This window comes from Streptomyces sp. NPDC058308 (genome assembly GCF_042880275.1).
Classification (GTDB): Bacteria; Actinomycetota; Actinomycetes; order Streptomycetales; family Streptomycetaceae; genus Streptomyces.
On record NZ_JBHVZA010000007.1, the window covers coordinates 256159 to 281307 of the forward strand.

The 25149-nt window shown below is 71.1% G+C and carries 23 protein-coding genes and 1 rRNA gene; 5 read left to right on the forward strand and 19 right to left on the reverse strand.

The features are described 5' to 3' along the window. Positions 1-79 precede the first annotated feature (79 nt). Positions 80-1843 carry an arginine--tRNA ligase gene (gene argS, locus ACFVYL_RS12975; RefSeq protein ID WP_389715052.1) on the forward strand — a complete coding sequence of 588 codons (1764 nt, stop codon included), beginning with the start codon at positions 80-82 and terminating at the stop codon, positions 1841-1843. 70 nt (positions 1844-1913) lie between these two features. Here the strand turns inward: argS and ACFVYL_RS12980 are convergent, their stop codons facing one another. Both ACFVYL_RS12980 and ACFVYL_RS12985 read right to left on the reverse strand, forming a co-directional pair. Continuing rightward, positions 1914-3137: a PLP-dependent aminotransferase family protein gene (locus tag ACFVYL_RS12980; RefSeq protein WP_389715053.1), complete on the reverse strand. Its 1224-nt coding sequence runs from the start codon at positions 3135-3137 to the stop codon at positions 1914-1916. A 152-nt stretch (positions 3138-3289) separates the two neighbouring features. After that, positions 3290-4705, reverse strand: a complete 1416-nt coding sequence (locus ACFVYL_RS12985; RefSeq protein WP_389715054.1) for a helix-turn-helix domain-containing protein — start codon at positions 4703-4705, stop codon at positions 3290-3292. Between the two features lie 193 nt (positions 4706-4898). Here ACFVYL_RS12985 and ACFVYL_RS12990 point away from each other — a divergent pair, with 193 nt between their 5' ends. Next, a complete protein-coding gene (locus tag ACFVYL_RS12990; protein ID WP_389715056.1) occupies positions 4899-5543 on the forward strand; it encodes a DUF4232 domain-containing protein in 645 nt (214 codons plus the stop codon). A 103-nt stretch (positions 5544-5646) separates the two neighbouring features. On the opposite strand, the gene ACFVYL_RS12995 is transcribed toward ACFVYL_RS12990, so the two are convergent. The 7 genes from ACFVYL_RS12995 to ACFVYL_RS13025 all read right to left on the reverse strand — a co-directional run bounded on the left by ACFVYL_RS12995 (position 5647) and on the right by ACFVYL_RS13025 (position 13363). Next, a complete protein-coding gene (locus ACFVYL_RS12995; RefSeq protein WP_389715058.1) occupies positions 5647-6624 on the reverse strand; it encodes a zinc-binding dehydrogenase in 978 nt (325 codons plus the stop codon). 107 nt (positions 6625-6731) lie between these two features. Beyond that, a complete protein-coding gene (hemB, locus tag ACFVYL_RS13000; protein ID WP_389715059.1) occupies positions 6732-7721 on the reverse strand; it encodes a porphobilinogen synthase in 990 nt (329 codons plus the stop codon). Between the two features lie 156 nt (positions 7722-7877). Beyond that, positions 7878-9533: a uroporphyrinogen-III synthase gene (locus ACFVYL_RS13005; RefSeq protein ID WP_389715060.1), complete on the reverse strand. Its 1656-nt coding sequence runs from the start codon at positions 9531-9533 to the stop codon at positions 7878-7880. Then, a complete protein-coding gene (gene hemC, locus ACFVYL_RS13010) occupies positions 9530-10489 on the reverse strand; it encodes a hydroxymethylbilane synthase (RefSeq protein WP_389715061.1) in 960 nt (319 codons plus the stop codon). Before hemC ends, ACFVYL_RS13005 begins: the two co-directional genes overlap by 4 nt. Next, the gene (locus ACFVYL_RS13015; RefSeq protein WP_389715062.1) at positions 10486-12015 is read right to left on the reverse strand and encodes a glutamyl-tRNA reductase; all 1530 of its coding nucleotides are present in this window, start codon (positions 12013-12015) and stop codon (positions 10486-10488) included. The genes hemC and ACFVYL_RS13015 overlap by 4 nt, the downstream gene beginning before the upstream one ends. Then, the gene (locus tag ACFVYL_RS13020; protein WP_389715064.1) at positions 12012-12767 is read right to left on the reverse strand and encodes a redox-sensing transcriptional repressor Rex; all 756 of its coding nucleotides are present in this window, start codon (positions 12765-12767) and stop codon (positions 12012-12014) included. Before ACFVYL_RS13020 ends, ACFVYL_RS13015 begins: the two co-directional genes overlap by 4 nt. A 305-nt stretch (positions 12768-13072) precedes the next feature. Then, complete coding sequence (locus ACFVYL_RS13025; RefSeq protein ID WP_389715066.1) at positions 13073-13363, reverse strand: glutaredoxin family protein; 291 nt, start codon at positions 13361-13363, stop codon at positions 13073-13075. Between the two features lie 137 nt (positions 13364-13500). On the opposite strand from ACFVYL_RS13025, the gene ACFVYL_RS13030 reads away from it, so the two are divergent. The 3 genes from ACFVYL_RS13030 (at position 13501) to ACFVYL_RS13040 (ending at position 17142) form a co-directional block, all read left to right on the forward strand. Then, positions 13501-14454: an HAD family hydrolase gene (locus ACFVYL_RS13030; protein ID WP_389715067.1), complete on the forward strand. Its 954-nt coding sequence runs from the start codon at positions 13501-13503 to the stop codon at positions 14452-14454. A 338-nt stretch (positions 14455-14792) separates the two neighbouring features. After that, complete coding sequence (locus ACFVYL_RS13035) at positions 14793-15587, forward strand: ECF subfamily RNA polymerase sigma factor, BldN family (RefSeq protein ID WP_361732441.1); 795 nt, start codon at positions 14793-14795, stop codon at positions 15585-15587. Between the two features lie 292 nt (positions 15588-15879). Further along, positions 15880-17142, forward strand: a complete 1263-nt coding sequence (locus ACFVYL_RS13040) for a DUF5667 domain-containing protein (protein WP_389715068.1) — start codon at positions 15880-15882, stop codon at positions 17140-17142. Positions 17143-17202: 60 nt separating this feature from the next. Here the strand turns inward: ACFVYL_RS13040 and ACFVYL_RS13045 are convergent, their stop codons facing one another. From ACFVYL_RS13045 to rrf, 10 genes are all read right to left on the reverse strand, one after another. Next, a complete protein-coding gene (locus ACFVYL_RS13045) occupies positions 17203-18267 on the reverse strand; it encodes a lysophospholipid acyltransferase family protein (protein ID WP_389715070.1) in 1065 nt (354 codons plus the stop codon). 14 nt (positions 18268-18281) lie between these two features. Continuing rightward, complete coding sequence (locus ACFVYL_RS13050; RefSeq protein WP_389715071.1) at positions 18282-19340, reverse strand: NAD-dependent epimerase/dehydratase family protein; 1059 nt, start codon at positions 19338-19340, stop codon at positions 18282-18284. 180 nt (positions 19341-19520) lie between these two features. After that, positions 19521-19619, reverse strand: coding sequence for a 30S ribosomal protein bS22 (locus ACFVYL_RS13055; RefSeq protein ID WP_003948845.1), 99 nt, complete (start codon positions 19617-19619; stop codon positions 19521-19523). A gap of 147 nt (positions 19620-19766) precedes the next feature. Continuing rightward, on the reverse strand, positions 19767-19976 hold the full coding sequence (locus ACFVYL_RS13060) for a helix-turn-helix domain-containing protein (RefSeq protein ID WP_157869005.1): 210 nt from the start codon (positions 19974-19976) through the stop codon (positions 19767-19769). Positions 19977-20108: 132 nt separating this feature from the next. Continuing rightward, a complete protein-coding gene (locus tag ACFVYL_RS13065; RefSeq protein WP_389715073.1) occupies positions 20109-20924 on the reverse strand; it encodes a phosphatase in 816 nt (271 codons plus the stop codon). A 121-nt stretch (positions 20925-21045) separates the two neighbouring features. Beyond that, positions 21046-22221, reverse strand: coding sequence for an acetoin utilization protein AcuC (locus tag ACFVYL_RS13070; protein ID WP_389715074.1), 1176 nt, complete (start codon positions 22219-22221; stop codon positions 21046-21048). After that, complete coding sequence (locus ACFVYL_RS13075; protein ID WP_389715076.1) at positions 22172-23392, reverse strand: MFS transporter; 1221 nt, start codon at positions 23390-23392, stop codon at positions 22172-22174. Before ACFVYL_RS13075 ends, ACFVYL_RS13070 begins: the two co-directional genes overlap by 50 nt. A 57-nt stretch (positions 23393-23449) precedes the next feature. Next, positions 23450-24172, reverse strand: a complete 723-nt coding sequence (locus ACFVYL_RS13080) for a VC0807 family protein (protein ID WP_389715077.1) — start codon at positions 24170-24172, stop codon at positions 23450-23452. A gap of 146 nt (positions 24173-24318) precedes the next feature. After that, a complete protein-coding gene (locus tag ACFVYL_RS13085) occupies positions 24319-24963 on the reverse strand; it encodes an HAD family hydrolase (protein WP_389715079.1) in 645 nt (214 codons plus the stop codon). A gap of 93 nt (positions 24964-25056) precedes the next feature. Next, positions 25057-25149, reverse strand: a 5S ribosomal RNA gene (rrf, locus tag ACFVYL_RS13090); the annotation flags it as partial.

A 25149-nucleotide genomic window follows, 5' to 3' on the forward strand; every position in this document is an offset into this window, starting at 1 on the left:
ATCCAGGAGCGACGGTGTCCACGCTCATGGGACACTTGACGCTCACCCTGACGCACCCCATTTACGAGAACGGAAGCTCATGGCCCCGGTCACGTCCCTCACCGCCTCCGTCCACCAGCGTCTCGCGGACGCCCTCTCGGCTGCCCTGCCGGAGGCCGGCGCCGCGGACCCGCTGCTGCGACGGAGCGACCGGGCCGACTTCCAGGCCAACGGCATCCTGGCGCTCGCGAAGAAGGCGAAGGCGAACCCGCGGGAGCTCGCGACCCAGGTCGTCGAGCAGATCACCAACGGCGATCTGCTGGCCGAGGTCGAGGTCTCGGGCCCCGGCTTCCTGAACGTCACGGTCACCGACAGGGCGATCACCGAGACGCTCGCGGCGCGCGCCGCCGACGGCGACCGGCTCGGCGTCCCGCTGAACCCGGACGCGGGCACGACGGTCATCGACTACGCCCAGCCGAACGTGGCGAAGGAGATGCACGTCGGCCACCTGCGCTCCGCCGTCATCGGCGACGCCCTGCGCCACATGCTGGACTTCACCGGCGAGAAGACGATCGGCCGCCACCACATCGGCGACTGGGGCACCCAGTTCGGCATGCTCATCCAGTACCTGATCGAGCACCCCGACCAGCTGGCCCCGGCCGACGAGGTCGACGGCGAGCAGGCGATGAGCAACCTGAACCGCGTCTACAAGGCGTCGCGCGCGGTCTTCGACGCGGACGAGGAGTTCAAGGAGCGGGCCCGCAAGCGGGTCGTCGCCCTGCAGTCCGGCGACCAGGAGACGCTCGACCTGTGGCAGCGCTTCGTCGACGAGTCGAAGGTCTACTTCTACTCGGTCTTCGAGAAGCTCGACATGGAGGTCCGCGACGAGGAGATCGTCGGCGAGTCCGCGTACAACGACCTGATGCCGGAGACGGCCCGCCTCCTGGAGGAGTCCGGCGTCGCCGTCCGCTCCGAGGGCGCGCTCGTGGTCTTCTTCGACGAGATCCGCGGCAAGGACGACCAGCCGGTCCCGCTGATCGTGCAGAAGGCCGACGGCGGCTTCGGGTACGCGGCGTCCGACCTCTCCGCGATCCGCGACCGCGTCCTCGACCTCAGCGCGTCGACCCTGCTCTACGTGGTGGACGTGCGGCAGTCGCTGCACTTCAAGATGGTCTTCGAGGCGGCCCGCCGGATGGGCTGGCTGAACGACGACGTCACCGCGCACAACATGGGCTACGGCACGGTGCTCGGCGCGGACGGCAAGCCGTTCAAGACCCGTGAGGGCGAGACGGTGCGCCTGGAGGACCTGCTCGACGAGGCGGTCGAGCGGGCGACGGCGGTCGTGCGGGAGAAGGCCGAGAAGGTCGGCCTCTCCGAGGAGGAGATCGTCGAGAACGGCCGGTACGTGGGCATCGGCGCCGTGAAGTACGCGGACCTGTCGACGTCGGCGAACCGCGACTACAAGTTCGACCTGGACCAGATGGTGTCCCTCAACGGCGACACCTCGGTCTACCTCCAGTACGCGTACGCCCGGATCAAGTCGATCCTGCGCAAGGCCGAGGGCGCGGCCCCCGTCGCCCACCCCGAGGTCGGACTCGCCCCGGCGGAGCGGGCGCTGGGCCTGCACCTGGACGCGTTCGGCGAGCTGATCGCGGACGCCACCGCGGAGTACGCGCCGCACAAGCTGGCGGCGTACCTGTACCAGCTCGCGTCGCTCTACACGACGTTCTACGACCAGTGCCCGGTCCTGAAGGCGGACACCCCGGCGCAGGTCGAGAACCGCCTGTTCCTGTGCGACCTCACGGCGCGGACGCTGCACAAGGGCATGGCGCTGCTCGGCATCAGGACGCCCGAGCGTCTGTGACGCCCGGGCGGCCCTGACGGGGGCGGGTCAGGCGTAGCAGTGGAGGGTGCCGCCGTTCAGAGCACGCCGTTCAGAGCACGTCTTTCAGCGCACGGCCGAGGCGCCGCAGCCCCTCCGCGATCTCCTGCGGCGTCTGCGTCACGAAGCACATCCGCAGCGTCGCCCGGTCCGGTTCGCCCGCGAAGAACGGGGCACCGGGGACGTACGCCACCCGGTGCGTGATGACCGTCCGCAGCAGCTCCGTCGTGTCGTACCCCTCGGGAAGCCTCGCCCACACGAACATGCCGCCCTCCGGCCTGAGCCAACTGGCCCCTTCCGGAAGGGAGTCGGCCAGGCCCGCGAGCATCGCGTCGCGGCGGTCGCGGTAGACGCCCGCGACCCGGGCGACGTGCGCGTCCAGGTCCCGGTCTGCGAGGTAGCGCGCCGCGGCGAGCTGGTTGACGGTGGGCGTGTGCAGGTCCGCGGCCTGCTTGGCGACGGTGCAGGCGCGCAGCAGCGCGGCGGGCGCACGCAGCCAGCCGAGCCGCAGGCCCGGCGCCATGACCTTGGAGAAGCTGCCGAGGAGGACGGTGCGGTCCGCGGCCCCGGGGTACGTGGCGATCCACGGCGTGCGCTCGCCCTCGAAGCGCAGCTCGCCGTACGGGTCGTCCTCGACGATCCACAGCCCGCGCCGCCCGGCGACCCCGGCGATCGCCGCGCGCCGCTCGGCGGGCAGTGTGCGGCCGGTCGGGTTCTGGAAGGTGGGGACGGTGTAGAGCAGCTTGGGGCGGTGCAGGGCGACGAGTTCGTCGAGGGCGGCGGGGTCGATGCCGGACGCGTCGCAGGGCACGGGCACCACGCGCGCGCCCGCGAAGGCGAAGGCCTGAAGTGCCGCCAGGTAGCAGGGGTTCTCGACCAGGACGGTGTCCCCGGGCTCGATCAGCGCGGTCGCTAGCAGCGAGAGCGCCTGCTGCGATCCGGTGGTGACGAGCACGTCGTCGGCGTCGGTCGGCAGTCCGCGAACGGCCGTGCGCTGCGCTATCGCGGCACGCAGCGCGGGTTCGCCCTCGGTCGTCGAGTACTGCAGCGCCCGCTCGGGCGTCTCGTCGAGCACCGCACGGAACGCGGCCGCGATGCCCTCGGCGTCGAAGAGGCCGGGCGCGGGCAACCCGCCCGCGAAGTTGATGACTTCGGGCCGTGCGGTGACCGCGAGGATGTCCCGTACCGGCGATCCGCCCACCGTCGCGGCGCGCGCGGCGAGCGGCGGGGTGGGGGCGGCGGCGGTGGCGGTGGGGGACGGCTCGGTGAGGCTCACGGCGGGCTCCTTCGGCTCGGACGGCGTCGCCCGCACCCTGTGTCGGACGGCGTCGCCCGCACCCTAAGCACGTGTATGCCCTCTACACGCGCCATTCCGGGATGCGGACGAGACCGTACCGGGGCGTCCCACCGGGCTTCGAAGACAGGCTCTCAGCCGTCCTGCAGCTGCCGCTCCCACTTGTCGGCGCCGGGCGGCCAGCCGTAGGTGGGCCGCCCGGCGCTGCTGCTGGTGCGGAAGGGCTTGTTCTGGTCGTCGACCCGGAGCACGCCGTGCCGCTTCCCGCTCGACCACCGCAGTTCCAGGTACCAGCGCACGTCGTGCGACGCGACGTCGGCGTTGATGTAGAAGACCTCGGGGTCGTTCTCGCTGACCTTGTACGGGAAGTCGCGCTGGCCGTTCTTCGGCGTGACGCGCGGCGCCGCGTCGTCGAGGTCGACGTGGAAGGACTTGGTGGACACGTTGCCGCCACAGCCGGTCGCCATCTGGAAGTTGTTCCAGGCCAGCGGCGCGCTGGTGCTCTGCACGCGGACGTCCATGCCCTCCAGGACGACGGTCTCCTTGCCGAGGCCCTGCACGGTCACCTCGATGTACTGGCTGCCGGACGAGACGGCACCGAGGTCGCCGACCCAGCCGGCCGTGTCCTGCACGGCGGGCTGCTGCGGCACCTCGCCGGGCTTCCGGTTGACCAGGAAGTCCATGCCGCAGGGGTCGTCGAAGGCGTACGGCTTGGTGCGCGTCGTCACCAGGTCGATGTCGCTCTGCACGCTACCGGTGTCGGGCCCCTTGCCTCCGCCCCGGGAGGCATCGGGCGACGGGGCGCCCTTCTTGGAGAGCGGGGCGGAAGGGCCGCCCTTCTTGCCCTTGCCGCCGTCCTTGTCCTTCTTCTCGTCCTCGTCCGTGCCGCCGCCCTTGCCGGGGGCGTCGGACGGGCCGGTGTCCGGGTCCGACGCCGCGGCGGAGCTCGGGTTCCGCTTGTGCCCGTCGTCGTCACGGCCGTTCAGGGCGAGGGCGACGGAGCCCAGGCCGACGACCGCGGCGACGGCGGCCGCCAGGATGACGGTGCTCCGCCTGCGCGAACGGCTGGGCGAGCGGCTGGGCGGGGCGCCGGGCTCGGACGGCTGCGAGGGGGTGCCCGTCGCCGACTCGGGGTCCGGCTCGGGCTCCTGCTCGGGATCCGGCTCCGGGGCGCGTGGGACGGGGGGTTGCTGCCCGGCGGGGGATTGCTGTGCGGCAACGGATCGCTGCGCGGCGGCGGATCGCTGCGCGGCGGCGGATCGCTGCGCGGCGGCGGATCGCTGCGCGGCGGCGGGCGGTTGTGGTTCCGGCTTACGCCGCCGGTCCGCGTCCGCGAGGATCCACCGCCGGTGGACCTCCACCAGTTCGTCCGGCGTGGCCTTGCAGAGGCGGGCGAACCGCTCCACCGGCGCGAACTCGGTGGGCACCGCGTCTCCGTTGCAGTACCGGTGCAACGTCGACGTGCTCATGTGAAGCCGCTTGGCCAGCACTCCATAGCTGTGCCCGGACCGCTCCTTGAGCTCCCGGAGCAACTCCGCGAGCGATGCCATCTCCGCCCTCCCCCATTCCAGTCCGTCGTTCCAGTCCGTCATTCCAGGGCAGTCACGTCTTCCCTGGTCAGAGTCAGTGTGAACGTTCCAGCGTCCCCAACTCCCCCGTGCCCGTGGCGACCGGGACGCAGCACCCCACAAGCTTTCGTCGTCCCAGCATGTCGCCTCCGGCACACATCACGAAGGATCAGCCATGTTCCGCACCAGTACCGTTACGAACACCCGTCCCCCTCTCGCCGTCCGAGCCCTCGCCGCCACCGCGATCACCGTCGGCAGCCTCGCCCTGACGGCTTGCGCGGACGGCACCGGAACCCGGGACGAGGGCGCGGCGACCTTCGCGGCACAGACAGCTGCCAAGCACAGCACGGAGTCGCAGCCCGCCACCAACCGGCGCACCGCGCCGGGCGGGAATCCGGTCACCTGCACGGGCGGCACCGTCACGGTGAGGGTCACCGAGGCCCCCCGCCCCGCGAACCACCTCCTGATCACCGCCACCAACACCGGCCCCACGCCTTGCTTCGCCTACGGAGCCCCCTACCTCCGCTTCGACGACGCGCAGGCCCCCGCCGACACCCGGACCGGCTCCGTCCCGCAGGCGGTCGTCACCCTCAAGCCCGGGCAGTCGGCGTACGCGGGCGTCATGACCTCGGCGGCCGACGGCAGCGGGGTGCACGGCCGCACCGCCCACCGCATCGGCGTCCTGTTCGCCGGCCGGTCGATGGACGGCAGCGTCGGCAAGGAGGCGGCCGTCGAGCTGCCCGCAGGCGGCGTGTACGTGGACAGCACGGCCACGACCACCTCCTGGCAGACGTCCCCGGAAGCCGCCCTGACCTGGTGACGCAGGCCGGGTGAGTACCAGCCCGGCCAGCCCGGCCAGTTCGGCCAGTTCGGCCAAGCCCTATCGGTCATCGGTCCCGGGCGCGGGGCGCCGTCCCGGGAGGCTACGGGACCAGCACCACCTTCCCCGTGGTCTCCCGCCGCTCAAGGGCGGCGTGCGCCTCGGCCGCCCGCGCCAGCGGGAACGTCTGGACGGCGGGCACCAACTGCCCCTTGGCGGCGGCCTCCAGGGCCTCGCGTTCACGCGCGTGGCCGTCCCCGGGGTTCTCGATCAGCTGCGACAGCGCGTTGGTGAAGGTGATGCCGCGCTCCGCGAGCAGCGCCGGGTCGGGGTCGAAGGCCTGCTGCGACGACCAGCCGATGACGACGTACCGGCCGCCGTCGGCGATCAACTCGAAGGCCGCCGCGCCCTTTTCGCCGCTCACCCCGTCGAGTACGGCGGTGACGCGCCGCCCACCGAGCCGCTCGGCGACGCGGTGCTGCCAGCCGGGCTCGTCGTAGTCGACGGCGACATCGGCGCCGAGCTCCCGTACGGCCTCGGCCTTGGCGGGCCCGCCGGCCGCGCCGACCACCGTGGCGCCGAGCGCGTGCGCGTACTGGACGACGAGCCGGCCCACGCCGCCCGCGGCGGACGTCACCAGGACCACGTCGTCGGGGCGGAGCCGGGCCACCCCGAGGAGCCCCATGGTGGTGGCCCCGGTCATCACCATGGTCACCGCGGCCTCGAAGCCGAGCCCGTCCGGGATCACGTGCAGGGCGCCGGTGTCGGCGACCGTCAGCTCGGCGTATCCGCCGGGGGACGAGCGCGGGACGACCACGGGCCGCCCGAGCCACTCGGGGCCGACGCCCGGCCCCACGGACTCCACCGTTCCCGCGACCTCGCCGCCGAGGACCGCCGGCAGCTCGGGCGGCGGGGGCGCCATGCCGGAGGCGTCGCCCCGGCGCATGACGGTCTCGACGAAGTGAACTCCCGCCGCCCGCACGGCGATCCGCACCTGTCCGGGCCCGGGGACGGGGTCGGGAAGAGTCTCGTGACGCAGGTTCTCGGCGGGTCCGAACGCGTGCAGGACGACAGCGCGCATGGTGTGCTCCTCGAAACGTGGGAAGAACGTCGATGCACACCACCCTCCGACTTCAACCAAGGTTGAGGTCAAGGGCTGCCGGTGGAGGGCCCTGCGGTCCGCGCCGGTCAGAGCCGGCGCGCGACCTCGGTCGCCCAGTACGTCAGGATCATGTTGGCGCCCGCGCGCTTGATCCCCGTCAGGGACTCCATGATCGCCTTGTCCCGGTCGATCCAGCCCCGCTCTGCGGCGGCCTGGATCATCGCGTACTCGCCGCTGATCTGGTACGCCGCCACCGGCACGTCCACCTCGTCGGCGATCTTCGCCAGGACGTCGAGGTAGGGCCCGGCGGGCTTCACCATCACCATGTCGGCGCCCTCCTCCAGGTCGAGCGCGAGCTCCCGCAGGGACTCCCGGGTGTTGGCCGGGTCCTGCTGGTAGGTCTTGCGGTCGCCCTTGAGGGAGGAGCCGACGGCCTCGCGGAAGGGCCCGTAGAAGGCCGACGAGTACTTCGCGGTGTACGCGAGGATGGACACGTCGTCGTGCCCGGTCTGGTCCAACGCGTCGCGCACGACGCCGATCTGACCGTCCATCATGCCGCTCGGGCCCACCACGTGGGCGCCCGCGTCGGCCTGCACCTGCGCCATCTCCGCGTACCGCTCCAGGGTCGCGTCGTTGTCGACCCGGCCCTGGGCGTCGAGGACGCCGCAGTGCCCGTGGTCCGTCGTCTCGTCGAGGCACAGGTCCGACATGACGATGAGGTCGTCGCCGACCTCGGAGCGCACGTCACGCAGCGCCACCTGCAGGATGCCGTCCGGGTCCGTGCCCGCCGTGCCCACGGCGTCCTTCTTCGACTCCTCCGGCACGCCGAACAGCATGATCCCGGCGACCCCGGCCTCCAGCGCGGCGACCGCGGCCTTCTTCAGGCTGTCGCGGGTGTGCTGGAAGACGCCGGGCATGGCCCCGATCTCCACCGGCGCACTGGCCCCCTCGCGCACGAACGCGGGCAGGATCAGATCGGCCGGATGCAGACGCGTCTCGGCGACCATGCGCCGCATCGCGGGGGTGGTGCGCAGCCGCCGCGGCCGCGCACCGGGGAACGATCCGTACTTGGTCACTGACTGCCCACCTCACGCTCAGTTCACTTGCGCCCCCCGTTGTGGGCAGGCGTTCCGCTGGGGGTCCCCCCAGGCCTTTGAGGCCCTGAGGGAGGGACGGGTGGGCACAACCCGCGGTGCAGAGCACTTTCCAGGGAGGCGCCCACCCATAGAAACCTACGGCGCGGTGCGTCGCCGACGCGAACCGGGCCGACGTTCACTGGGCCGGGTGACAGGATCCCCCGCCTCCAGCGCGGCCGCACGCCTCGCCGCACCGAACTCCGCCAGCGCCGCCGCGAGCTTGTGGACCGAGGGCTCGGGAGCCATCACGTCCACCCGGAGCCCGTGCTCCTCCGCGGTCTTCGCGGTGGCGGGACCGATGCACGCGATCACGGTCACGTTGTGCGGCTTGCCGGCGATGCCGACCAGGTTCCGCACGGTCGACGACGAGGTGAACAGGACCGCGTCGAAGCCGCCGCCCTTGATCGCCTCGCGCGTCTCCGCCGGCGGCGGCGACGCCCGCACCGTCCGGTAGGCGGTGACGTCGTCGACCTCCCACCCGAGATCGATGAGACCGGCGACCAGCGTCTCCGTGGCGATGTCGGCCCGCGGCAGGAACACCCGGTCGATCGGGTCGAAGACCGGGTCGTACGGCGGCCAGTCCTCCAGGAGACCGGCGGCCGACTGCTCACCGCTCGGCACCAGGTCCGGCTTCACACCGAAGGCGATCAGCGCGGCGGCGGTCTGCTCACCGACGGCCGCGACCTTGATCCCGGCGAAGGCGCGCGCGTCGAGCCCGTACTCCTCGAACTTCTCCCGCACCGCCTTGACGGCGTTGACGGACGTGAAGGCGATCCACTCGTACCGGCCGGTCACCAGGCCCTTGACCGCGCGCTCCATCTGCTGGGGCGTGCGCGGCGGCTCCACCGCGATCGTCGGCACCTCGTGCGGCACGGCGCCGTACGAACGCAGCTGGTCGGAGAGCGAGGCCGCCTGCTCCTTCGTGCGCGGCACGAGCACGCGCCACCCGAAGAGCGGCTTCGACTCGAACCACGAGAGCTGCTCGCGCTGGGCGGCGGAGGAACGCTCGCCGACCACGGCTATGACGGGCTGGCCCCCGTCCGGCGAGGGCAGCACCTTCGCCTGCTTCAGGACCTGCGCGATGGTGCCGAGCGTCGCGGTCCAGGTGCGCTGGCGCGTCGTCGTACCGGCCACGGTCACGGTCATCGGGGTGTCCGGCTTGCGGCCCGCGGCCACCAGCTCGCCGGCCGCGGCCGCCACGGAGTCGAGCGCCGTCGAGACGACGACGGTCCCGTCGGACACGCCGACCTCGCTCCAGCAGCGGTCGGAGGCGGTACGGGCGTCGACGAAGCGAACGTCCGTGCCCTGCTCGTCCCGCAGCGGCACACCGGCGTACGCGGGCACACCGACCGCGGCCGCGATGCCCGGCACGACCTCGAAGGGGATGCCCTCGGCGGCGCAGGCGAGCATCTCCTCAGCCGCGTACGCGTCGAGGCCCGGGTCGCCGCTCACCGCCCGCACGACCCGCCTGCCGCCCTTCGCGGCCGCCATGACAAGATTGGCGGCAGCTCGGAACGGCGTCGCGTCGGCGGTCATTGACGTGTCGTCAGCTGTCGGCTGGGGTGTGTCCACACCTCCCCTGGCATGCACGCGGACGACGTCGAGCACATCAGGCTCGGCGATCAGCACATCCGCTCGGGCCAGCGCCTCGACGGCGCGCAGGGTCAGCAGTCCCGGATCCCCGGGTCCGGCACCGAGAAAGGTGACGTGCCCGTGGGCGGGAAGGCCTGGAAGGTTCGAGGTGGGGCTCAAAGTGCTCGCTCCCCCATCAGACCGGCCGCGCCCTTGGCAAGCATCTCGGCAGCGAGTTCGCGGCCCAGCGCCATGGCTTGGGTCTCCGTCTCGGGCACGGGACCGGTGGTGGACAGCTGCACCAACGTCGAGCCGTCGGTCGTACCGACGACGCCGCGCAGGCGCATTTCCTTGACAATCTGCCCGTCGGCCAAGAGGTCGGCCAGCGCGCCCACGGGCGCGCTGCAACCGGCTTCCAGGGCGGCGAGCAGGGACCGCTCGGCGGTCACGGCGGCCCGGGTGTACGGGTCGTCGAGCTCGGCGAGCGCGGCGGCGAGTGACGCGTTGTGCGCGGCACACTCGATCGCCAGTGCCCCCTGGCCGGGGGCGGGCAGAACGGTGTCGACCGACAGGAGCTCGGTCACCTCGTCGGCCTTGCCGACGCGGTTGAGTCCGGCGGCGGCGAGCACGACGGCGTCGAGCTCCCCCTTGTGCACGTATCCGATGCGGGTGTCGACGTTCCCGCGGATCGGCACGGTCTGGATGGTCATGCCGTGGCTGCGCGCGTAGGCGTTCAGCTGCGCCATGCGGCGCGGCGAGCCGGTGCCGACGCGAGCCCCCTCGGGGAGCTCGGCGTAGGTGCGCCCGTCGCGTGCGATCAGCGCGTCGCGGGGGTCCTCGCGCAGCGGTACGGCGGCGAGGGTCAGCTCGGCGGGCTGCGCGGTGGGCAGGTCCTTGAGGGAGTGGACGGCGAAGTCCACCTCGTCGCGGGCCAGTGCCTCGCGCAGGGCGGTCACGAAGACCCCGGTGCCACCGATCTGCGCGAGGTGCTCGCGCGAGGTGTCGCCGTACGTCGTGATCTCCACCAGCTCGACGGGTCGCCCCGTCAACTCCCTGACTGCCTCGGCCACTTGGCCGGACTGGGCCATGGCCAGCCTGCTGCGCCTGGTCCCGAGCCTGAGGGCCTTCTCGGTCATGCCCGGCCTCGATTCGGGTCGTCGTTCTCGTTGTTCATGTGGTCAGCCCGGCTGACCGCCGCGACCGTCTGCGGGTCGAGGTCGAAAAGCGTGCGCAGCGCGTCCGCGTACCCGGCGCCGCCGGGCTCGCTCGCCAGCTGCTTGACCCGCACCGTCGGCGCGTGCAGCAGCTTGTCGACGACGCGGCGCACGGTCTGCGTGATCTCCGCGCGCTGCTTGTCCGCGAGGCCGGGCAGCCGTCCGTCGAGCCGGGCGATCTCGCTCGCCACCAGGTCGGCGGCCATGGTGCGCAGGGCGACCACGGTCGGCGTGATGTGCGCGGCCCGCTGCGCGGCGCCGAAGGCGGCGACCTCGTCGGAGACGATGCCGCGCACCTTCTCCACGTCGTCGGCCATCGGGGCGTCCGCGGACGCCTCCGCGAGCGACTCGATGTCGACGAGGCGCACTCCGTCGATGCGGTGCACCGCGGCGTCGATGTCGCGCGGCATGGCCAGGTCGAGCAGGGCGAGCGACGTCGTACGCCCGTCGAAGGCCTCGCCGTCCGTCGCGCCGGCCCGCACCGGGCCTTCGCCCCGCGCCTTCGCCAGCCACGCGGCGTGCTGTTCGAACGCGGTGGCGTCGCCCGCCGTCGCGGAACCGGCCGGGTCCGCGGACGGCGCGAGGGCGTCGCGCACGGCGGGCGGCGGCGTGGCCCCGCCCACCGCGGCGGCCACGGCCTCGGCCGTGAGGACCAGTCCGGTCGCGCCCGTGCAGGACACCGCCACATCGGCACGTGTCAGTTCATCGGCCACGGCGCCCATGGGAACGGCGCGCGCCGACACCCCGGTACCGGAGTCCGCGAGGATCTCCGCGAGGCGCAGCGCCCGCTCAAGGGTGCGGTTGGCGACGACGATCTCCTGGACACCGGCGCGCGCGAGCGTCGCGGCGGCCAGCGAGGACATGGAGCCCGCGCCGATCACCAGGACCCGCTTGCCCTTGGCCCAGGTCTCCACGGAGCCGCCCGCGGCGAGCTGTTCGAGCCCGAACGTCACGAGCGACTGCCCGGCCCGGTCGATGCCGGTCTCGGAGTGGGCGCGCTTGCCGACCCGAAGGGCCTGCTGGAAGAGATCGTTGAGGAGCTTGCCCGCGGTGTGCAGCTCCTGCGAGCGCGCCAGGGCGTCCTTGATCTGCCCGAGGATCTGCCCCTCGCCGACGACCATCGAGTCGAGCCCGCAGGCCACCGAGAACAAGTGGTGGACGGCACGGTCCTCGTAGTGGACGTACAGATAGGGGGTGAGCTCCTCCAGACCGACGCCGCTGTGCTGCGCGAGCAGCGTGGAGAGCTCGGCGACGCCCGCGTGGAACTTGTCCACGTCGGCGTAGAGCTCGATGCGGTTGCACGTGGCGAGCACGGCCGCCTCGGCGGCGGGCTCGGCGGCGAGGGTGTCCTGCAGGAGTTTGGCCTGCGCGTCCGCGGACAGCGCGGCCCGCTCCAGGACGCTCACCGGTGCGCTGCGGTGGCTCAGCCCCACGACCAGGAGACTCATGCCGGCATCACGGCGGGGACGTCCCCGTCGGGTCCCTTCCGCTGCTGCTTGGCCGACACGGGCGGGACGGGCCCCTCGTGGGCGGCGTCCTCGCCGGCCTTGCGCTGCTCGTGGAAGGCGAGGATCTGCAGCTCGATGGAGAGATCGACCTTGCGTACGTCGACGCCGTCCGGCACGGAGAGGACCGTCGGCGCGAAGTTCAGGATGGAGGTCACACCGGCGGCGACGAGCCGCTCGCAGACCTGCTGGGCGGCCCCCGCCGGGGTCGAGATGACGCCGATCGAGACGCCGTTGTCCTCGATGATCTTTTCGAGGTCGTCGGTGTGCTGGACCGGCATGCCCGCGACGGGCGTGCCCGCCATGGCCGGGTCGGCGTCGATCAGCGCGGCGACGCGGAAACCGCGGGACGCGAAGCCGCCGTAATTGGCGAGCGCGGCGCCGAGGTTACCGATGCCGACGATGACAACCGGCCAGTCCTGGGTCAGCCCGAGTTCACGGGAGATCTGGTACACGAGATACTCGACGTCGTACCCGACGCCGCGCGTCCCGTAGGAACCGAGATACGAGAAGTCCTTGCGCAGCTTCGCGGAGTTGACCCCCGCGGCGGCCGCGAGCTCCTCGGAGGAGACCGTGGGCACCGAGCGCTCCGACAGTGCGGTGAGGGCTCGGAGGTACAGCGGAAGCCTGGCGACGGTGGCCTCGGGAATTCCTCGGCTGCGGGTCGCCGGTCGGTGAGTTCGGCCAGTTGCCACGGTGCTCCTGCGGGTAGAGCGGGGCTGCAGGCGGTCACTCGTCCCCAGACCGCCCCGTCGAATGCAGGCTATGTCTTTGTGAACGCGTGCACAAAGATGGTGTCCGATTTGCCCGGCCAACGTGACCGGGGTCACGCGCCCCCGGCGCGCGATCGCGGAACCGGCGCGCAGACGGCGTCGTTGCTCATTTGCAGGGGGCAAAACCGCACACTCTCCTCACGATCATCGCCCCCGAGACCAAAACCGCCCCAAAGCGTAATCCAATTCGCGGACACTTTGGACTGGTCGGTCAGTAGGTGCCTGAGCTAACCGGTCAGTTCCCGCCGCAGCCGGTTCTCGTCCACACGCCAGAAGGTGTGCTGCTCCCCGTCCACGAGCACCACGGGAATCTGCTCCCAGTAGGCCCGGTGCAGCTCCTCGTCCTGGGTGATGTCCTTCTTCTCCCAGGGTGTGCCGAGCTCCCCGCAGACCTTCTCGATCACCGACTGTGCGTCATCGCACAGGTGACATCCCGGCTTCCCGATCAGGGTGACAAGGCGCTCCTGTGGCTTCTTCTTCTCCGTACGACCGCCGCTACGACGAAAAATCGGGCTCATGCCCCCTATTCTCGCCCGGCCCGCGCCCCCGGCGGACACGTTCCGCGCACGCCCTTTCACGGCCCCGACGCGGAGAGTTCACAGGCCCGAATCCTCCCGACTCCGGAACCGCCGAACAGACTGGCTATGCTCACGACATGGCCGCTCTCGGATGGCTCACCCCCCGTAGGCGCTCCGCCACGGCGCGGAGCGTGTTGGCAGGCGAGGCCTCGGCTGAGGCAGCGCGCAAGACCTCCCAGGAGCTGGAGGAGCTCGAAAGCCTGGCGGCGAGGACCGCGGCCGACGAGGAGCCGAAGGAACCGGAGTTCCCCGTCGTCGGCGACGACAAGGCCGCCGCCTTCTTCGACCTCGACAACACCGTGATGCAGGGCGCCGCGATCTTCCACTTCGGCCGCGGCCTGTACAAGCGGAAGTTCTTCGAGCGCCAGGAACTGTTCCGGTTCGCCTGGCAGCAGGCCTGGTTCAGGCTCGCAGGCGTCGAGGATCCCGAGCACATGCAGGACGCCCGCGACAGCGCCCTGTCCATCGTCAAGGGCCACCGCGTCGCCGAGCTGATGTCCATCGGCGAGGAGATCTACGACGAGTACATGGCCGAGCGCATCTGGCCGGGCACCCGCGCCCTGGCCCAGGCCCACCTCGACGCAGGCCAGAAGGTCTGGCTGGTCACCGCCGCCCCGGTGGAGATCGCCACGGTCATCGCCCGCCGCCTCGGCCTGACCGGCGCCCTCGGCACCGTCGCGGAGTCCATCGGCGGCATCTACACCGGCAGGCTCGTCGGTGAGCCCCTGCACGGCCCGGCGAAGGCCGAGGCCGTCCGCGCGCTGGCCGCCGCCGAGGGCCTGGACCTCGGCCGCTGCGCCGCGTACAGCGACTCGCACAACGACATCCCGATGCTCTCGCTCGTCGGACACCCCTACGCGATCAACCCCGACGCCAAACTGCGCAAGCACGCGCGGGAACGGGACTGGCGGCTGCGGGACTACCGCACGGGCCGCAAGGCCGCGAAGGTCGGCATCCCGGCCGCGGCCGGCGTCGGCGCGCTCGCGGGCGGCGCCGCCGCGGCCATCGCCCTGCACCGCCGCCGCCACTGAGAGCCTGTGTCGCCTCGCCCCGCGCCGCGCGGCCCGAGCATTCCGTCGGTCCTACCCCGCCCTGGCTCCCGCCAGTCACGCCGGTAGCACTCGGCCACAACACGCCTCATGCCGACACGGAATGTGAACCCAATCGACCAACAAACGGTCACTCTCCGGTACTTGAGCGGGCGTCAATCGGTTACAGAAGCGACGTAATCGGTGATTTTAGCAACTGGGTGTAGCGCTGCCTGTACGAAGCGTTATTCTCCTCAGACGCATAAGGGACCCCACGCGTCGCTACGACGGGTGAACAGTCCCGTACTGCACGTGATGGAAGCTCTGCCTCTGGGAGTCCCGTGTACCCACACGTCGGGGTTGACGCCTCGGGCCTGGCTACGCTGCGCGCAACGGTCATCGACCGCTTGCGCGGCTTCGTCCCCACCGCGTACGCCGTCCCCGCCGTCCCCGCCCTCGCCGTCCCCGCACCCGCCGGGCCGTGCTATGCCCTGGCGAACGGCGGTGCGGCAGTCAGCAGACGGTCCCGCTCCGGCGCCGCTGCCGCCACCTCTGCCCCCACCCCACGCCGTCCCGCCGCGGACAGCGACAGCGCCCGCATGATGGACCTCGTCGAGCGCGCGCAGGCCGGCGAGTCCGACGCCTTCGGCCGCCTCTACGACCAGTACAGCGACACGGTCTACCGCTACATCTACTACCGCGTGGGCGGCAAGGCGACCGCCGAGGACCTCACCAGTGAGACCTTTCTGCGCGCGCTGCGCCGCATCGGCACCTTCACCTGGCAGGGCCGCGACTTCGGCGCCTGGCTGGTCACGATCGCTCGCAACCTGGTCGCCGACCACTTCAAATCAAGCCGTTTCCGCCTCGAAGTGACCACCGGCGAAATGCTCGACGCCAACGAGGTCGAGCGCAGCCCCGAGGACTCCGTCCTGGAGTCCCTCTCGAACGCGGCACTCCTGGAAGCCGTCCGCCGCCTCAACCCCCAGCAGCAGGAGTGCGTGACCCTGCGCTTCCTCCAGGGCCTCTCCGTCGCCGAGACCGCGCGGGTCATGGGGAAGAACGAAGGTGCGATCAAGACCCTCCAGTACCGCGCGGTGCGCACGCTCGCCCGCCTCCTGCCCGACGACGTCCGCTAGGTCCTGAGGCGCCGGGGCCCAGGCCCGCCGACGACGCCCCCACCCCCTCCGTCATGCTCCGTAATCCCCAACTCACCTTCCGTGGCGGTCAGATGGCCGCCGCGGACTTGTCGCGGTCCGATCATCCTTCGTCCGTAACCCAAGTGCCGCGACGCTCGTTGTGCGGGATGCAGGCTCCCTGTGGTCGCTACCTGACTGGCTCCGCTCACTCGATCGTGTGGAAATGGTCAGGACACGCAACCCTCAGGACCCCCTGGGGAGTCGACCGTCTTGACGAGAGGAGGTGCCGCCAGTGATCGCGAACGTATCGGCCCACCGGCGGGCGAACGCCTTCGCCCAGGCCCTGGAGGAGCATTCCGACCAGGGTCCGGCGGCCGAGCAGTCCGAGGACTCCGCGCCCACATCCGCACCCGCGGCCGCATCCGTGGAGTCCCCCGAAACCACCGCGGCCCGTTCCGAACCGACCGGGCAGGGCCACATGCTGGCCCTGACGGAAGGTCTCGACGCGCTGCCCAAGCCCGCCCTCGACCCCGAGGTCAAGGTCGTCCAGCGCGCCCAGCTCGTGGCCGCGATGGAAGCCATGCTTCTCGAGGGCAACAGTCCATCGGTGCCCGAGCAGCGGTCCCGCAAGGGTGCTCATCGAGCGGGCGCCCTGCGGAAGTTGCGGCCGCGCTCCCGTCTCTCCAAGGGCATCGCGGCAGGCGGCCTCACCGTCGGCGTCGCCGCGGGCGCGTTCGGCGGAGTTGCGGCCGCCAGCTCCGACGCCCTGCCCGGCGACTCGCTGTACGGTCTCAAGCGCGGTATGGAGGACTTCAAACTGGGCCTGGCCGACGACGACACCGACCGCGGCCAGCTCTACCTCGACCATGCGTCGACCCGGCTGAACGAAGCCCGCAGACTCATGGAACGGGGCCGCACACGCACCCTCGACCACGAGTCCCTCGGCGAGGTCAGACGAGCCCTCTCCGGCATGCGACACGATGCCACCGAGGGCCACCGCCTGCTCCTCCAGGCCTACGAACGCGACGGCTCCCTGGGCCCCATCCAGGCGCTGTCCGCGTTCTCCCGCTCGCACCGCGAGGCGTGGAGCGACCTTCAGGGCCGCCTCCCCGTCCAGCTGGGCGACGTGGGCCAACAGGTCAGTTCCGTCTTCGACGCCATAGACGAAGAGGTCGACCCGCTGCGCTCCCGGCTGCCCCGCGCCCCGGAGAAGGGCGGCACGCCCGGCCGGACAGCTCAGAGCCCCAGCGGCTCCGGCACCTCCGGCGGACGTCCCTCCCACCCCTCGGGCGGCGGCAGTACGCACAGCGGTGACACCCGACACGACAGCAAGCCAAGGCCGACCACCTCGCACAGCAAGGACGACGGCCTCCTCGGCGGGACCACAGGCGGCCTCCTCGACCCACCGGCCGAGAAAAAGACGTCCCCGCCCCCGTCGGACGGCAAGAGCAAACCCCGGCAGGACAGCTTCCCGGCCAAGCCGGACGTCACCCTGCCCCCGCTCCTGCCCGGCCTGCTCCCCGAGCTGGGCGTCGACGGAGAGGACGCGAAATAGTCCTCGGCGGTACGTGAGCGGGGGCGCCCTCCTGGCGGGGAGGGCGCCCCCGATGCGTTGTCAGAAGAACACCGACCGCCGCTGCACCAGCAGCTTGTACAGCGAATGCTGGATCTGCTCCCGCACCTGGTCCGTCAGGTTGAACATCAGCATCGGGTCCTCCGCCGCCTCCGGCGGATAGCCGTCCGTCGGGATCGGCTCCCCGAACTGGATCGTCCACTTCGTCGGCAGCGGCACCGCGCCCAGCGGGCCCAGCCACGGGAACGTGGGCGTGATCGGGAAGTACGGGAAGCCGAGCACCCGCGCCAGGGTCTTCGCGTTGCCGATCATCGGGTAGATCTCCTCCGCCCCGACGATCGAGCACGGCACGATCGGAGATCCCGTGCGCAGCGCCGTCGACACGAACCCGCCGCGGCCGAACCGCTGCAGCTTGTAGCGCTCGCTGAAGGGCTTGCCTATGCCCTTGAAGCCCTCCGGCATCACACCGACCAGCTCGCCCCGCCCCAGCAGCCGCTCCGCGTCCTCGGCGCAGGCCAGGGTGTGGCCGGCCTTGCGGGCCAGTTCGTTGATCACCGGCAGCATGAAGACGAGGTCGGCGGCGAGGAGCCGCAGATGCCGGCCCTGCGGATGGTTGTCGTGCACCGCGACCTGCATCATCAGGCCGTCGAGCGGCAGCGTCCCGGAGTGGTTGGCGACGATCAGCGCCCCGCCGTCGGCGGGGATGTTCTCGACGCCCTTCACCTCCACCCGGAAGTACTTCTCGTAGAAGGGGCGGAGAACCGACATCAGGACCTGGTCGGTGAGCTCCTCGTCGTAACCGAAGTCGTCGACCTCGTACTCGCCGGTCAGCCGCCGCCGCAGAAAGGCCAGGCCCCCCGCGACGCGCCGGTCCCAGTCACCACCGCGGCGCGGCTCCGGCGCCCGGCCTGCCGGTTCCGGGCGGGCCGCCTGCGGCTCCCCGCCCTGCTGCCCGTCCTGTCGCAGCCCGTCCTGCTGGCCGGGCAGCGCCTTCACCCCGGCCACGGGATCACCCGCGCGCCGAGGCGCCGACCTGCGGCGCGCCGCGCGCTGCGCGCTCCCGCGCGACCGGTCGTCATCGAACGGAATGACCTTGGCGTCCGCCATCGTTGACGCTCTCCTCAATTGACGCTCTGGTTGCCGCCCGCGAGGGGCAGCGCGGCGATCCGGTCGACTGCCCCCGCGAGGGCACTTGGCGGCAGCAGCCCGGGGCCCCGGCTGCGTACGAAGTCCGCGAACGCCTCCGCGGTCGTGTACTTCGGCCTGAACCCCAGTGTCTCGCGCATCTGCCGGGTGGCCACGACCCTGCCGTGCGTGAGCAGCCTGATCTGCTCGGGCGAGAAGTCCGTCGCTCCGAGCGTGCGCAGCGCGGAGCCGACCCAGGTGACGGCCGGCAGGAACATCGGCACGGTGGGGCGGCCGAGCCGCCGCGAGCACTGGGACAGGAGCAGCTGGCCGTCACCGGCGATGTTGAAGGTGCCGCTGTTGAGCGTGCCACGCTCGGGCTCGTGCGAGCCGAGCCGCAGCACCTCGACCGCGTCGTCCTCGTGGACGAACTGCAGGCGGGGGTCGTAGCCGAACACGGTCGGCAGGACCGGCAGCGAGAAGTACTCGGCGAGCGGGGAGTCGGCGGCGGGACCGAGGATGTTCGCGAAGCGCAGCACGCACACCGCGACGTCCGGGCGGCGCCGCGCGAAGCCGCGCACATAACCTTCGACCTCGACGGTGTCCTTGGCGAAGCCACCGCTGGGCAGCGATTTCGGCGGCGTGGACTCGGTGAACACCGCGGGATCCCTGGGCGCCGACCCGTACACGCTGGTGCTCGACTTCACCACGAGCCGCTTCACCGTCGGCGACTTCTGGCAGGCCCCGAGGAGCTGCATGGTGCCGATGACGTTGGTCTCCTTGACCGAGCCGCGGCTGCCCCGGCCTCCCCGGCCGAGCGCGGTGGCCGTGACGTCCATGTGGACGACCGTGTCCACGCTGTGCTCCGCGAGCACCCGGGCGATCGTGGCCTGCCGGATGTCGGCCTGGACGAAGTCGGCGCCGCCGAGATGGTGCTCGGGTGGGACCGCGTCGACGGCGATCACCCGGTCGACATCGGGGTCCCGCTGGATGCGCCGGACGAACCGTCCGCCCAGTTGCCGGGCCACTCCGGTCACGAGCACGACCTTGCCCAAGATCAGCGCCTGCCTTTCCCCAACCCTCAGCCCTTGCCGCGCGGTGTCGGCTGTGTTGCGGCCCACGCTAGCGGGTGGACGTTGCGGTGTGATGTCCGTGCGCCCAGAGACGGCCGAAAACACCGAAGCCCTCCCGTCGGATGACGGGAGGGCTTCGGTACACGCTGTTGCAGCGGCCGCTTACTTCTTGTTGCGACGCTGAACGCGAGTGCGCTTCAGCAGCTTGCGGTGCTTCTTCTTGGCCATCCGCTTACGCCGCTTCTTGATAACAGAGCCCACGACTACCCTCGCTCACTTCTCTTCACTCGGTGCGGGGCAGCAGACTGGGCCCACACGACCTACGTCGGCCTAGCCTACCTGCCCCCGCGTGAGGGACGTAATCGAGGGGCCATGACCCCTGCCGCGACGGACCCTGAGGCCCCTCGCTCAACCTGCTTCGACCCCCACATAGGACTCGCGGAGGTACTCGTGAACCGCCTGCTCCGGAACCCGGAAGGACCTTCCGACCCGGATGGCGGGCAGATGACCGCTGTGCACCAGCCGGTACACGGTCATCTTGGACACTCGCATTACCGAGGCGACTTCCGCCACGGTCAGAAACTGAACCTCGTTCAGCGGCCTCTGGTCTGCAGCCATGACACCCCACCTGAACCTTCCGCACATGACGGGCACCGGCTTCCCCTTCCGGTGACTCTTCGTCGCTATGCGCTCACTCCCCAGACTAGGGGCGGATGATGCGAGTGGGGAAGAGGAGCAGCGATCGGCCGCCTACTGTGACAGACACGCTCGATTGAGTACATAGCGAGTAAGCGGTCGGTAGTAATCAGACCGCACAGCGTCATCAAGCGGAACGACGACGGACACCCGCCCCTCGGCCTCTCCGACGAACAGCGCGGGATCATCCGTATCCGCCAGACCGATCGCCTCGAACCCCAGCTGACCTGCCCCGCAGACCCATCCGTGGTCCCCTACGACCAACCCGGGAAGCGGCCCGCCGGCCTCCGCCGCGGCATCCAGAGCGGCCCGAACCGGCAGTGGTGAGTGGGTGTGTGCGCCGGTCTCACTCCCGGCGGGACGCGCGCCGGGTTCGCGCACCAGCGCGACTCCTTGTGCGTAGTCAAGGTTGTACGTGCGTAGGCCGAACCGGGTCGTTATGTCGACACTGTCACCCTGCGCCGGGGTGAGGACAGTGCATCCCGCCGCCGACAAAGCGTCCGCCAACGCGGCGTAGAAGCCGAGCAGACGGTGCGGATGACCGGTCCCGAGGAGGACCGGGAGCCGCCGTCGAGCCGCGTCCGCGAGCCGTTCCGCGAAGGCGTCGAGCGCCGCCAGCGTCCGCTCCGGATCGATGACGTCGGCCCCCGTGGTGAGCGCCGGATCTGCGGATACCCCGCACTTGTCCGCCATCAGCCCCAGCAGATCACCGGGGCCCCAGCTCCACTCGGGGTCGAGCCCGAGCAGTATCCGCGGGTCGCGGGCCGCGAAGAGCCGATAACTCCGCAGGCTCTGCTCCCGCGAGGTGGCCACGGGCCCGGCCAACCGAGCCGCCAACAGATGCGCACGCAGGGCGCCGGTGCTCAACACGCTGCCGATGCTGGTGCATCGACCACCCCCGAACCCACAAAACCCCGGAAAACCCCCACACTTGGGCTAACGCGGGCACAATACGCCCCCGACTTCGGCCGGGAAAGCCCCTAGGTCACGCCTAGGCCAGCAGGCCCCGCAAGGGGAACGAGGCCCGCCGGGCGGCGATCACCGCCTGGTCGAGCCGGTCCGCCGGGTCGTACCCCGACTCCCACCCCCGCCAGTCCACGGGCCACCGCCCGTCCGTCATCCGCCCCGGCGCCAACTGCCGTGTCCGCGCGAAGACTTCCTGCCGCCACGCCTCGGGCACGTCCGTCACCGGCTCGACCGGCCGCCCCGCGGCGATCCCGACCAGATGCGTCCACGACCGCGGCACCACGTCCACCACGGCGTACCCCCCGCCACCCAGAGCGACCCACCGCCCGTCGGCGTACTCGTGGGCCAGCTCATGACAGGCGACCTGCACGGCCCGCTGCGCGTCGAGCGATACGGCGAGGTGGGCGAGCGGATCCTCGAAGTGCGTGTCGGCACCGTGCTGCGACACCAGGACCTGTGGCCGGAAGTCGGCGAGCAGCTCGGGCACCACGGCGTGGAAGGCCCGCACCCACCCCGCGTCACCGGTGCCGGCGGGTAGCGCGACATTCACCGCGGACCCCTCGGCCGCGCCGTCCGCCCCCGTCTCCTCGGGCCACCCGGTCTGCGGGAACAGCGTGCGCGGATGCTCGTGGAGCGAGATCGTCAGAACCCGCGGGTCCTCCCAGAAGGCGGCCTGGACGCCGTCGCCGTGGTGCACGTCGACATCCACGTACGCGACCCGCTCGGCGCCCAGCTCCAGGAGGCGCGCGACGGCCAGCGCCGCGTCGTTGTAGATGCAGAACCCGGAGGCGCCCCCGGGCATCGCATGGTGCAGCCCGCCCGCGAAGTTCACCGCGTGCAGCGCGTCCCCGCGCCACACCGCCTCGGCCGCGCCGACGGACTGGCCTGCGATCAGTGCGGACACCTCGTGCATCCCGGCGAAGGCGGGGTCGTCCTCCGTGCCGAGCCCGTACTCCCCGCGCGCGGACGCCGGATCGACGGAGGCAGCCTTGACCGCGTCCACGTAATCCCCGCGGTGCACGAGCCGCAGCGTCGAATCCCCGGCGCGCTTGGCGGCGACCACATCCAGCTCCCGGTCGAGCCCGAAGGCACCGATGAGGCTTCGGGTCAGCCCGAGCCTGACCGGGTCCATCGGGTGACCCGGGCCGAAGTCATAGCCCGTTACTGCCTCGTCCCACATCAGCTGTGCGCGGCCACTCATGCCCGTCACCGTACCGGTCCGCTCCCGGGGCGAAGGAACGGGCGTACAACAAGGTCAGGAGGACCAACACCAGAGGAACGACCATGGCGCCCCGGTAGTTCCACGCATCGCCGAGCCCGCCCACCAACGGCGAACCGATCAAGAAACCCACATAGTTGAAGACATTCAGTCGCGCGACGGCCGTATCCGAAGCCGCGGGGAACAGCCGCCCCGCCGCGGCGAACGTCTGCGGAACCACCACGCACAACCCCAGCCCCAGCACCGTGAACCCCGCGATCCCGACCCATGCCCCCGGCGCCACCGCCACGACCGCGAACCCCAGCGCGGCCACCACCGACCCGGCCCGCACCACCGCCACGGCCCCGAACCGCCGCACGCCCAGATCCCCGAGCCCACGCCCCACCAGCGTCATGACCATGTAGACGTTGTACGGAACCGTCGAGACGTCCTCGGAACTCCCCAGGACGTCCTGCAGGTACTTGGCGCTCCAGTTGGAGACGGTCGAGTCCCCGATGTACGCGAAGGTCATCACCAGGCACAGCGGCAACAGCACCTTGAAGACGACGGTCCCGCCCTCCTGGCCCGCCCCGGAGCCCGCACCGTCCTTCGCCCCCGCCACGTCGACGTACCACCGGCTCCCGATCAGCGCCGCCGGCAACAGCACCGCCACGACCGGCAGATAGGAGACGAAGAGCGGAAGGTCCCAGTGCGCCCCGACCCAGGCCAGCGACGCCCCGACGATCCCGCCCAGGCTGTACGCGGCGTGGAACCCCAGCATGATGCTGCGCCCGTAGGCCCGTTGAAGACTCACCCCGAGCATGTTCATGGACGCGTCGAGCGCACCCACCGCAAGCCCGAACGCCCCGAGCGCCACGGCCGCCTGCCAGAGCGCGTCCCCCGCGCCCACCCCCAGCAGCGCAAGCAGCACCACGGGCTGCGACCACCGCAGCACCGCACTCGGCGGCACCCTCTTGACCAGCTGCTCGGTGCCCACGCTCCCGGCCCCCGCCAGGATCGGCACCGCCGCGAGAAAGACGGGCAGCAGCCCGTCGGATATCCCGTATCGGTCCTGGATCGCCGGAATCCGCGTCACCAGCAGGGCAAAGGTCACTCCCTGCACCAGGAAGGCGAACGCCAGCGAGGCCCTGCCGCGCCGCAGCTCATCGGTCATGGCTGCAGAGCGTAGGGCCCCCGACTACCCATGGGTAGGTCGATCACTCAACCAATTTCAGCAGGCCCCGGCCGCCTTGCAGACCATCTTCTCCATCGGCTCGACGACCAGGCGGCCAGTGACGAAGACCGTCAGCGTGATCGTCACCGCCGCGATCACCCCGCTCAGCCACACCATGGTGTCGACGGACAGCGTGTAGGCCCCGACGACCCGCAGCAGCGCCTCGCCGAAGAGCGCCGCACCCCACACGACGGAGAACATCCGCTCCAGCCGCGCGAACCGCCCCCGCTCGGCCATCAGCCGCTTCCAGGCCGCGGCGCGCCCCGCGTTCCCCTTGGTCACCCAGGGCTTGAGGGCGGCGGTCATCAGCGGCCGCCCGGCCACCACCGACAACAGCACCGCGACCCCCACGGTCGCGGTGATCCCACTGTCCTTGGCGAGCATCAGCCGCGGATCACCGGCGATCAGACTCATCAGCAGCCCCACGACGTTGGCCGTCAGGATCAGCGCCGCGAGCCCGTTGACCCGCCGGTCCTTGACCACACCCCACGCCGTCCGCCCGGCCGGCAGCACGCTGCTCCAGGCGAGCGCCCCCATGGTGCCCATCCCGAACCCCTTGCTGAGCAGGTAGTACGAGGCAGTGGGCACGACCGCGTCCAGCACGAGCGGCTTCAGCGACTCGATCCGCGCCGCGCGGGCCTCCGAGCCCGCCGCGGCGGCAGGGGCGGCAGGGGCGGCAGGGGTGACCGTGGCGGGGGCTTCGGCAGCGAGCTGGCTCATGATCGGGTTCCTCCGTCGTAGCTGTGTACGTCCCGTTCGCGACTCCTTCGCGACACCCACAGCTTCGCCGCCGGCCCCTGTCCCCCGACAGAAACGATCGTCCGGACCTGGCAGTGACAATTGTCAGTGCCACCCCACTGCCCGCGTCATACGAGCAGGTCAGCCAACTCCCGCAGATCCGCGAAGAGTCCAGTTGCCCCCACGAGCCGCTCCGCGGGCGTCATGGCGGTGAACCCATAGACGTCCATCCCGGCGGCCACGGCGGCCCGCACCCCCAGCGGACTGTCCTCCACGACCACGCACTTCTCGGGCTCGACGCCCATGCGCTCGGCGGCGTACAGAAAGAGATCGGGCGCCGGCTTCCCCCGCCCCACATCCTGCGAGCTGAAGACCCGGGACGCGTCGAACCACCTGTCGAGCCCGGTCCTGCGATGCCCGACCCGAATCCGCTCATGACTCCCGGAGGAAGCCAGACAGTAGGACACCCCGTCGGCCGTGAGCTTCTCCAGCACCTCCACGGCCCCCTCGACGGGCTTCAGCTCCCGCTCGAAAGCCGCGAACACCCGCCCGTGAAAGACCTCGTCGAAGTCCTCCGGCAGCCGCTCACCACTCCGCTCGAGAATCAGGTCGTGTACGCGATGCACGGCAGCACCCATGTAGTCACGCAGGGAGTCTTCGTACGAGGTGGGGTGCCCGAGCTCGGTCAGATAACCCGCCAGGATGGTGTTGGAGATCGGCTCACTGTCCACCAGGACGCCGTCGTTGTCGAAGATGACCAGGTCGTATCGCATATCCCGACCCTAAGTCTTCGCCAAAGACGGCCTGGTCCTGAACGCAGAAAACCCCCGCACCAATGGTGCGGGGGTTTCCCATTTCTAAAATTAGTTCGGCGGCGTCCTACTCTCCCACAGGGTCCCCCCTGCAGTACCATCGGCGCTGTGAGGCTTAGCTTCCGGGTTCGGAATGTAACCGGGCGT

Bases quoted from the DNA above. Each gene is read 5' to 3' on its own strand.
- ACFVYL_RS13025 (WP_389715066.1), bottom strand. From the start codon at position 13,363: ATGAGCCCGATTTTTCGTCGTAGCGGCGGTCGTACGGAGAAGAAGAAG.
- ACFVYL_RS12990 (WP_389715056.1), top strand. From the start codon at position 4,899: ATGTTCCGCACCAGTACCGTTACGAACACCCGTCCCCCTCTCGCCGTC.
- ACFVYL_RS12995 (WP_389715058.1), bottom strand. From the start codon at position 6,624: ATGCGCGCTGTCGTCCTGCACGCGTTCGGACCCGCCGAGAACCTGCGT.
- ACFVYL_RS13030 (WP_389715067.1), top strand. From the start codon at position 13,501: ATGGCCGCTCTCGGATGGCTCACCCCCCGTAGGCGCTCCGCCACGGCG.
- ACFVYL_RS13075 (WP_389715076.1), bottom strand. From the start codon at position 23,392: ATGACCGATGAGCTGCGGCGCGGCAGGGCCTCGCTGGCGTTCGCCTTC.
- ACFVYL_RS13045 (WP_389715070.1), bottom strand. From the start codon at position 18,267: ATGGCGGACGCCAAGGTCATTCCGTTCGATGACGACCGGTCGCGCGGG.
- ACFVYL_RS13060 (WP_157869005.1), bottom strand. From the start codon at position 19,976: ATGGCTGCAGACCAGAGGCCGCTGAACGAGGTTCAGTTTCTGACCGTG.
- ACFVYL_RS13015 (WP_389715062.1), bottom strand. From the start codon at position 12,015: ATGAGTCTCCTGGTCGTGGGGCTGAGCCACCGCAGCGCACCGGTGAGC.
- ACFVYL_RS13085 (WP_389715079.1), bottom strand. From the start codon at position 24,963: ATGCGATACGACCTGGTCATCTTCGACAACGACGGCGTCCTGGTGGAC.
- ACFVYL_RS12985 (WP_389715054.1), bottom strand. From the start codon at position 4,705: ATGGCATCGCTCGCGGAGTTGCTCCGGGAGCTCAAGGAGCGGTCCGGG.
- argS (WP_389715052.1), top strand. From the start codon at position 80: ATGGCCCCGGTCACGTCCCTCACCGCCTCCGTCCACCAGCGTCTCGCG.
- hemC (WP_389715061.1), bottom strand. From the start codon at position 10,489: ATGACCGAGAAGGCCCTCAGGCTCGGGACCAGGCGCAGCAGGCTGGCC.
- ACFVYL_RS13080 (WP_389715077.1), bottom strand. From the start codon at position 24,172: ATGAGCCAGCTCGCTGCCGAAGCCCCCGCCACGGTCACCCCTGCCGCC.
- ACFVYL_RS13070 (WP_389715074.1), bottom strand. From the start codon at position 22,221: ATGAGTGGCCGCGCACAGCTGATGTGGGACGAGGCAGTAACGGGCTAT.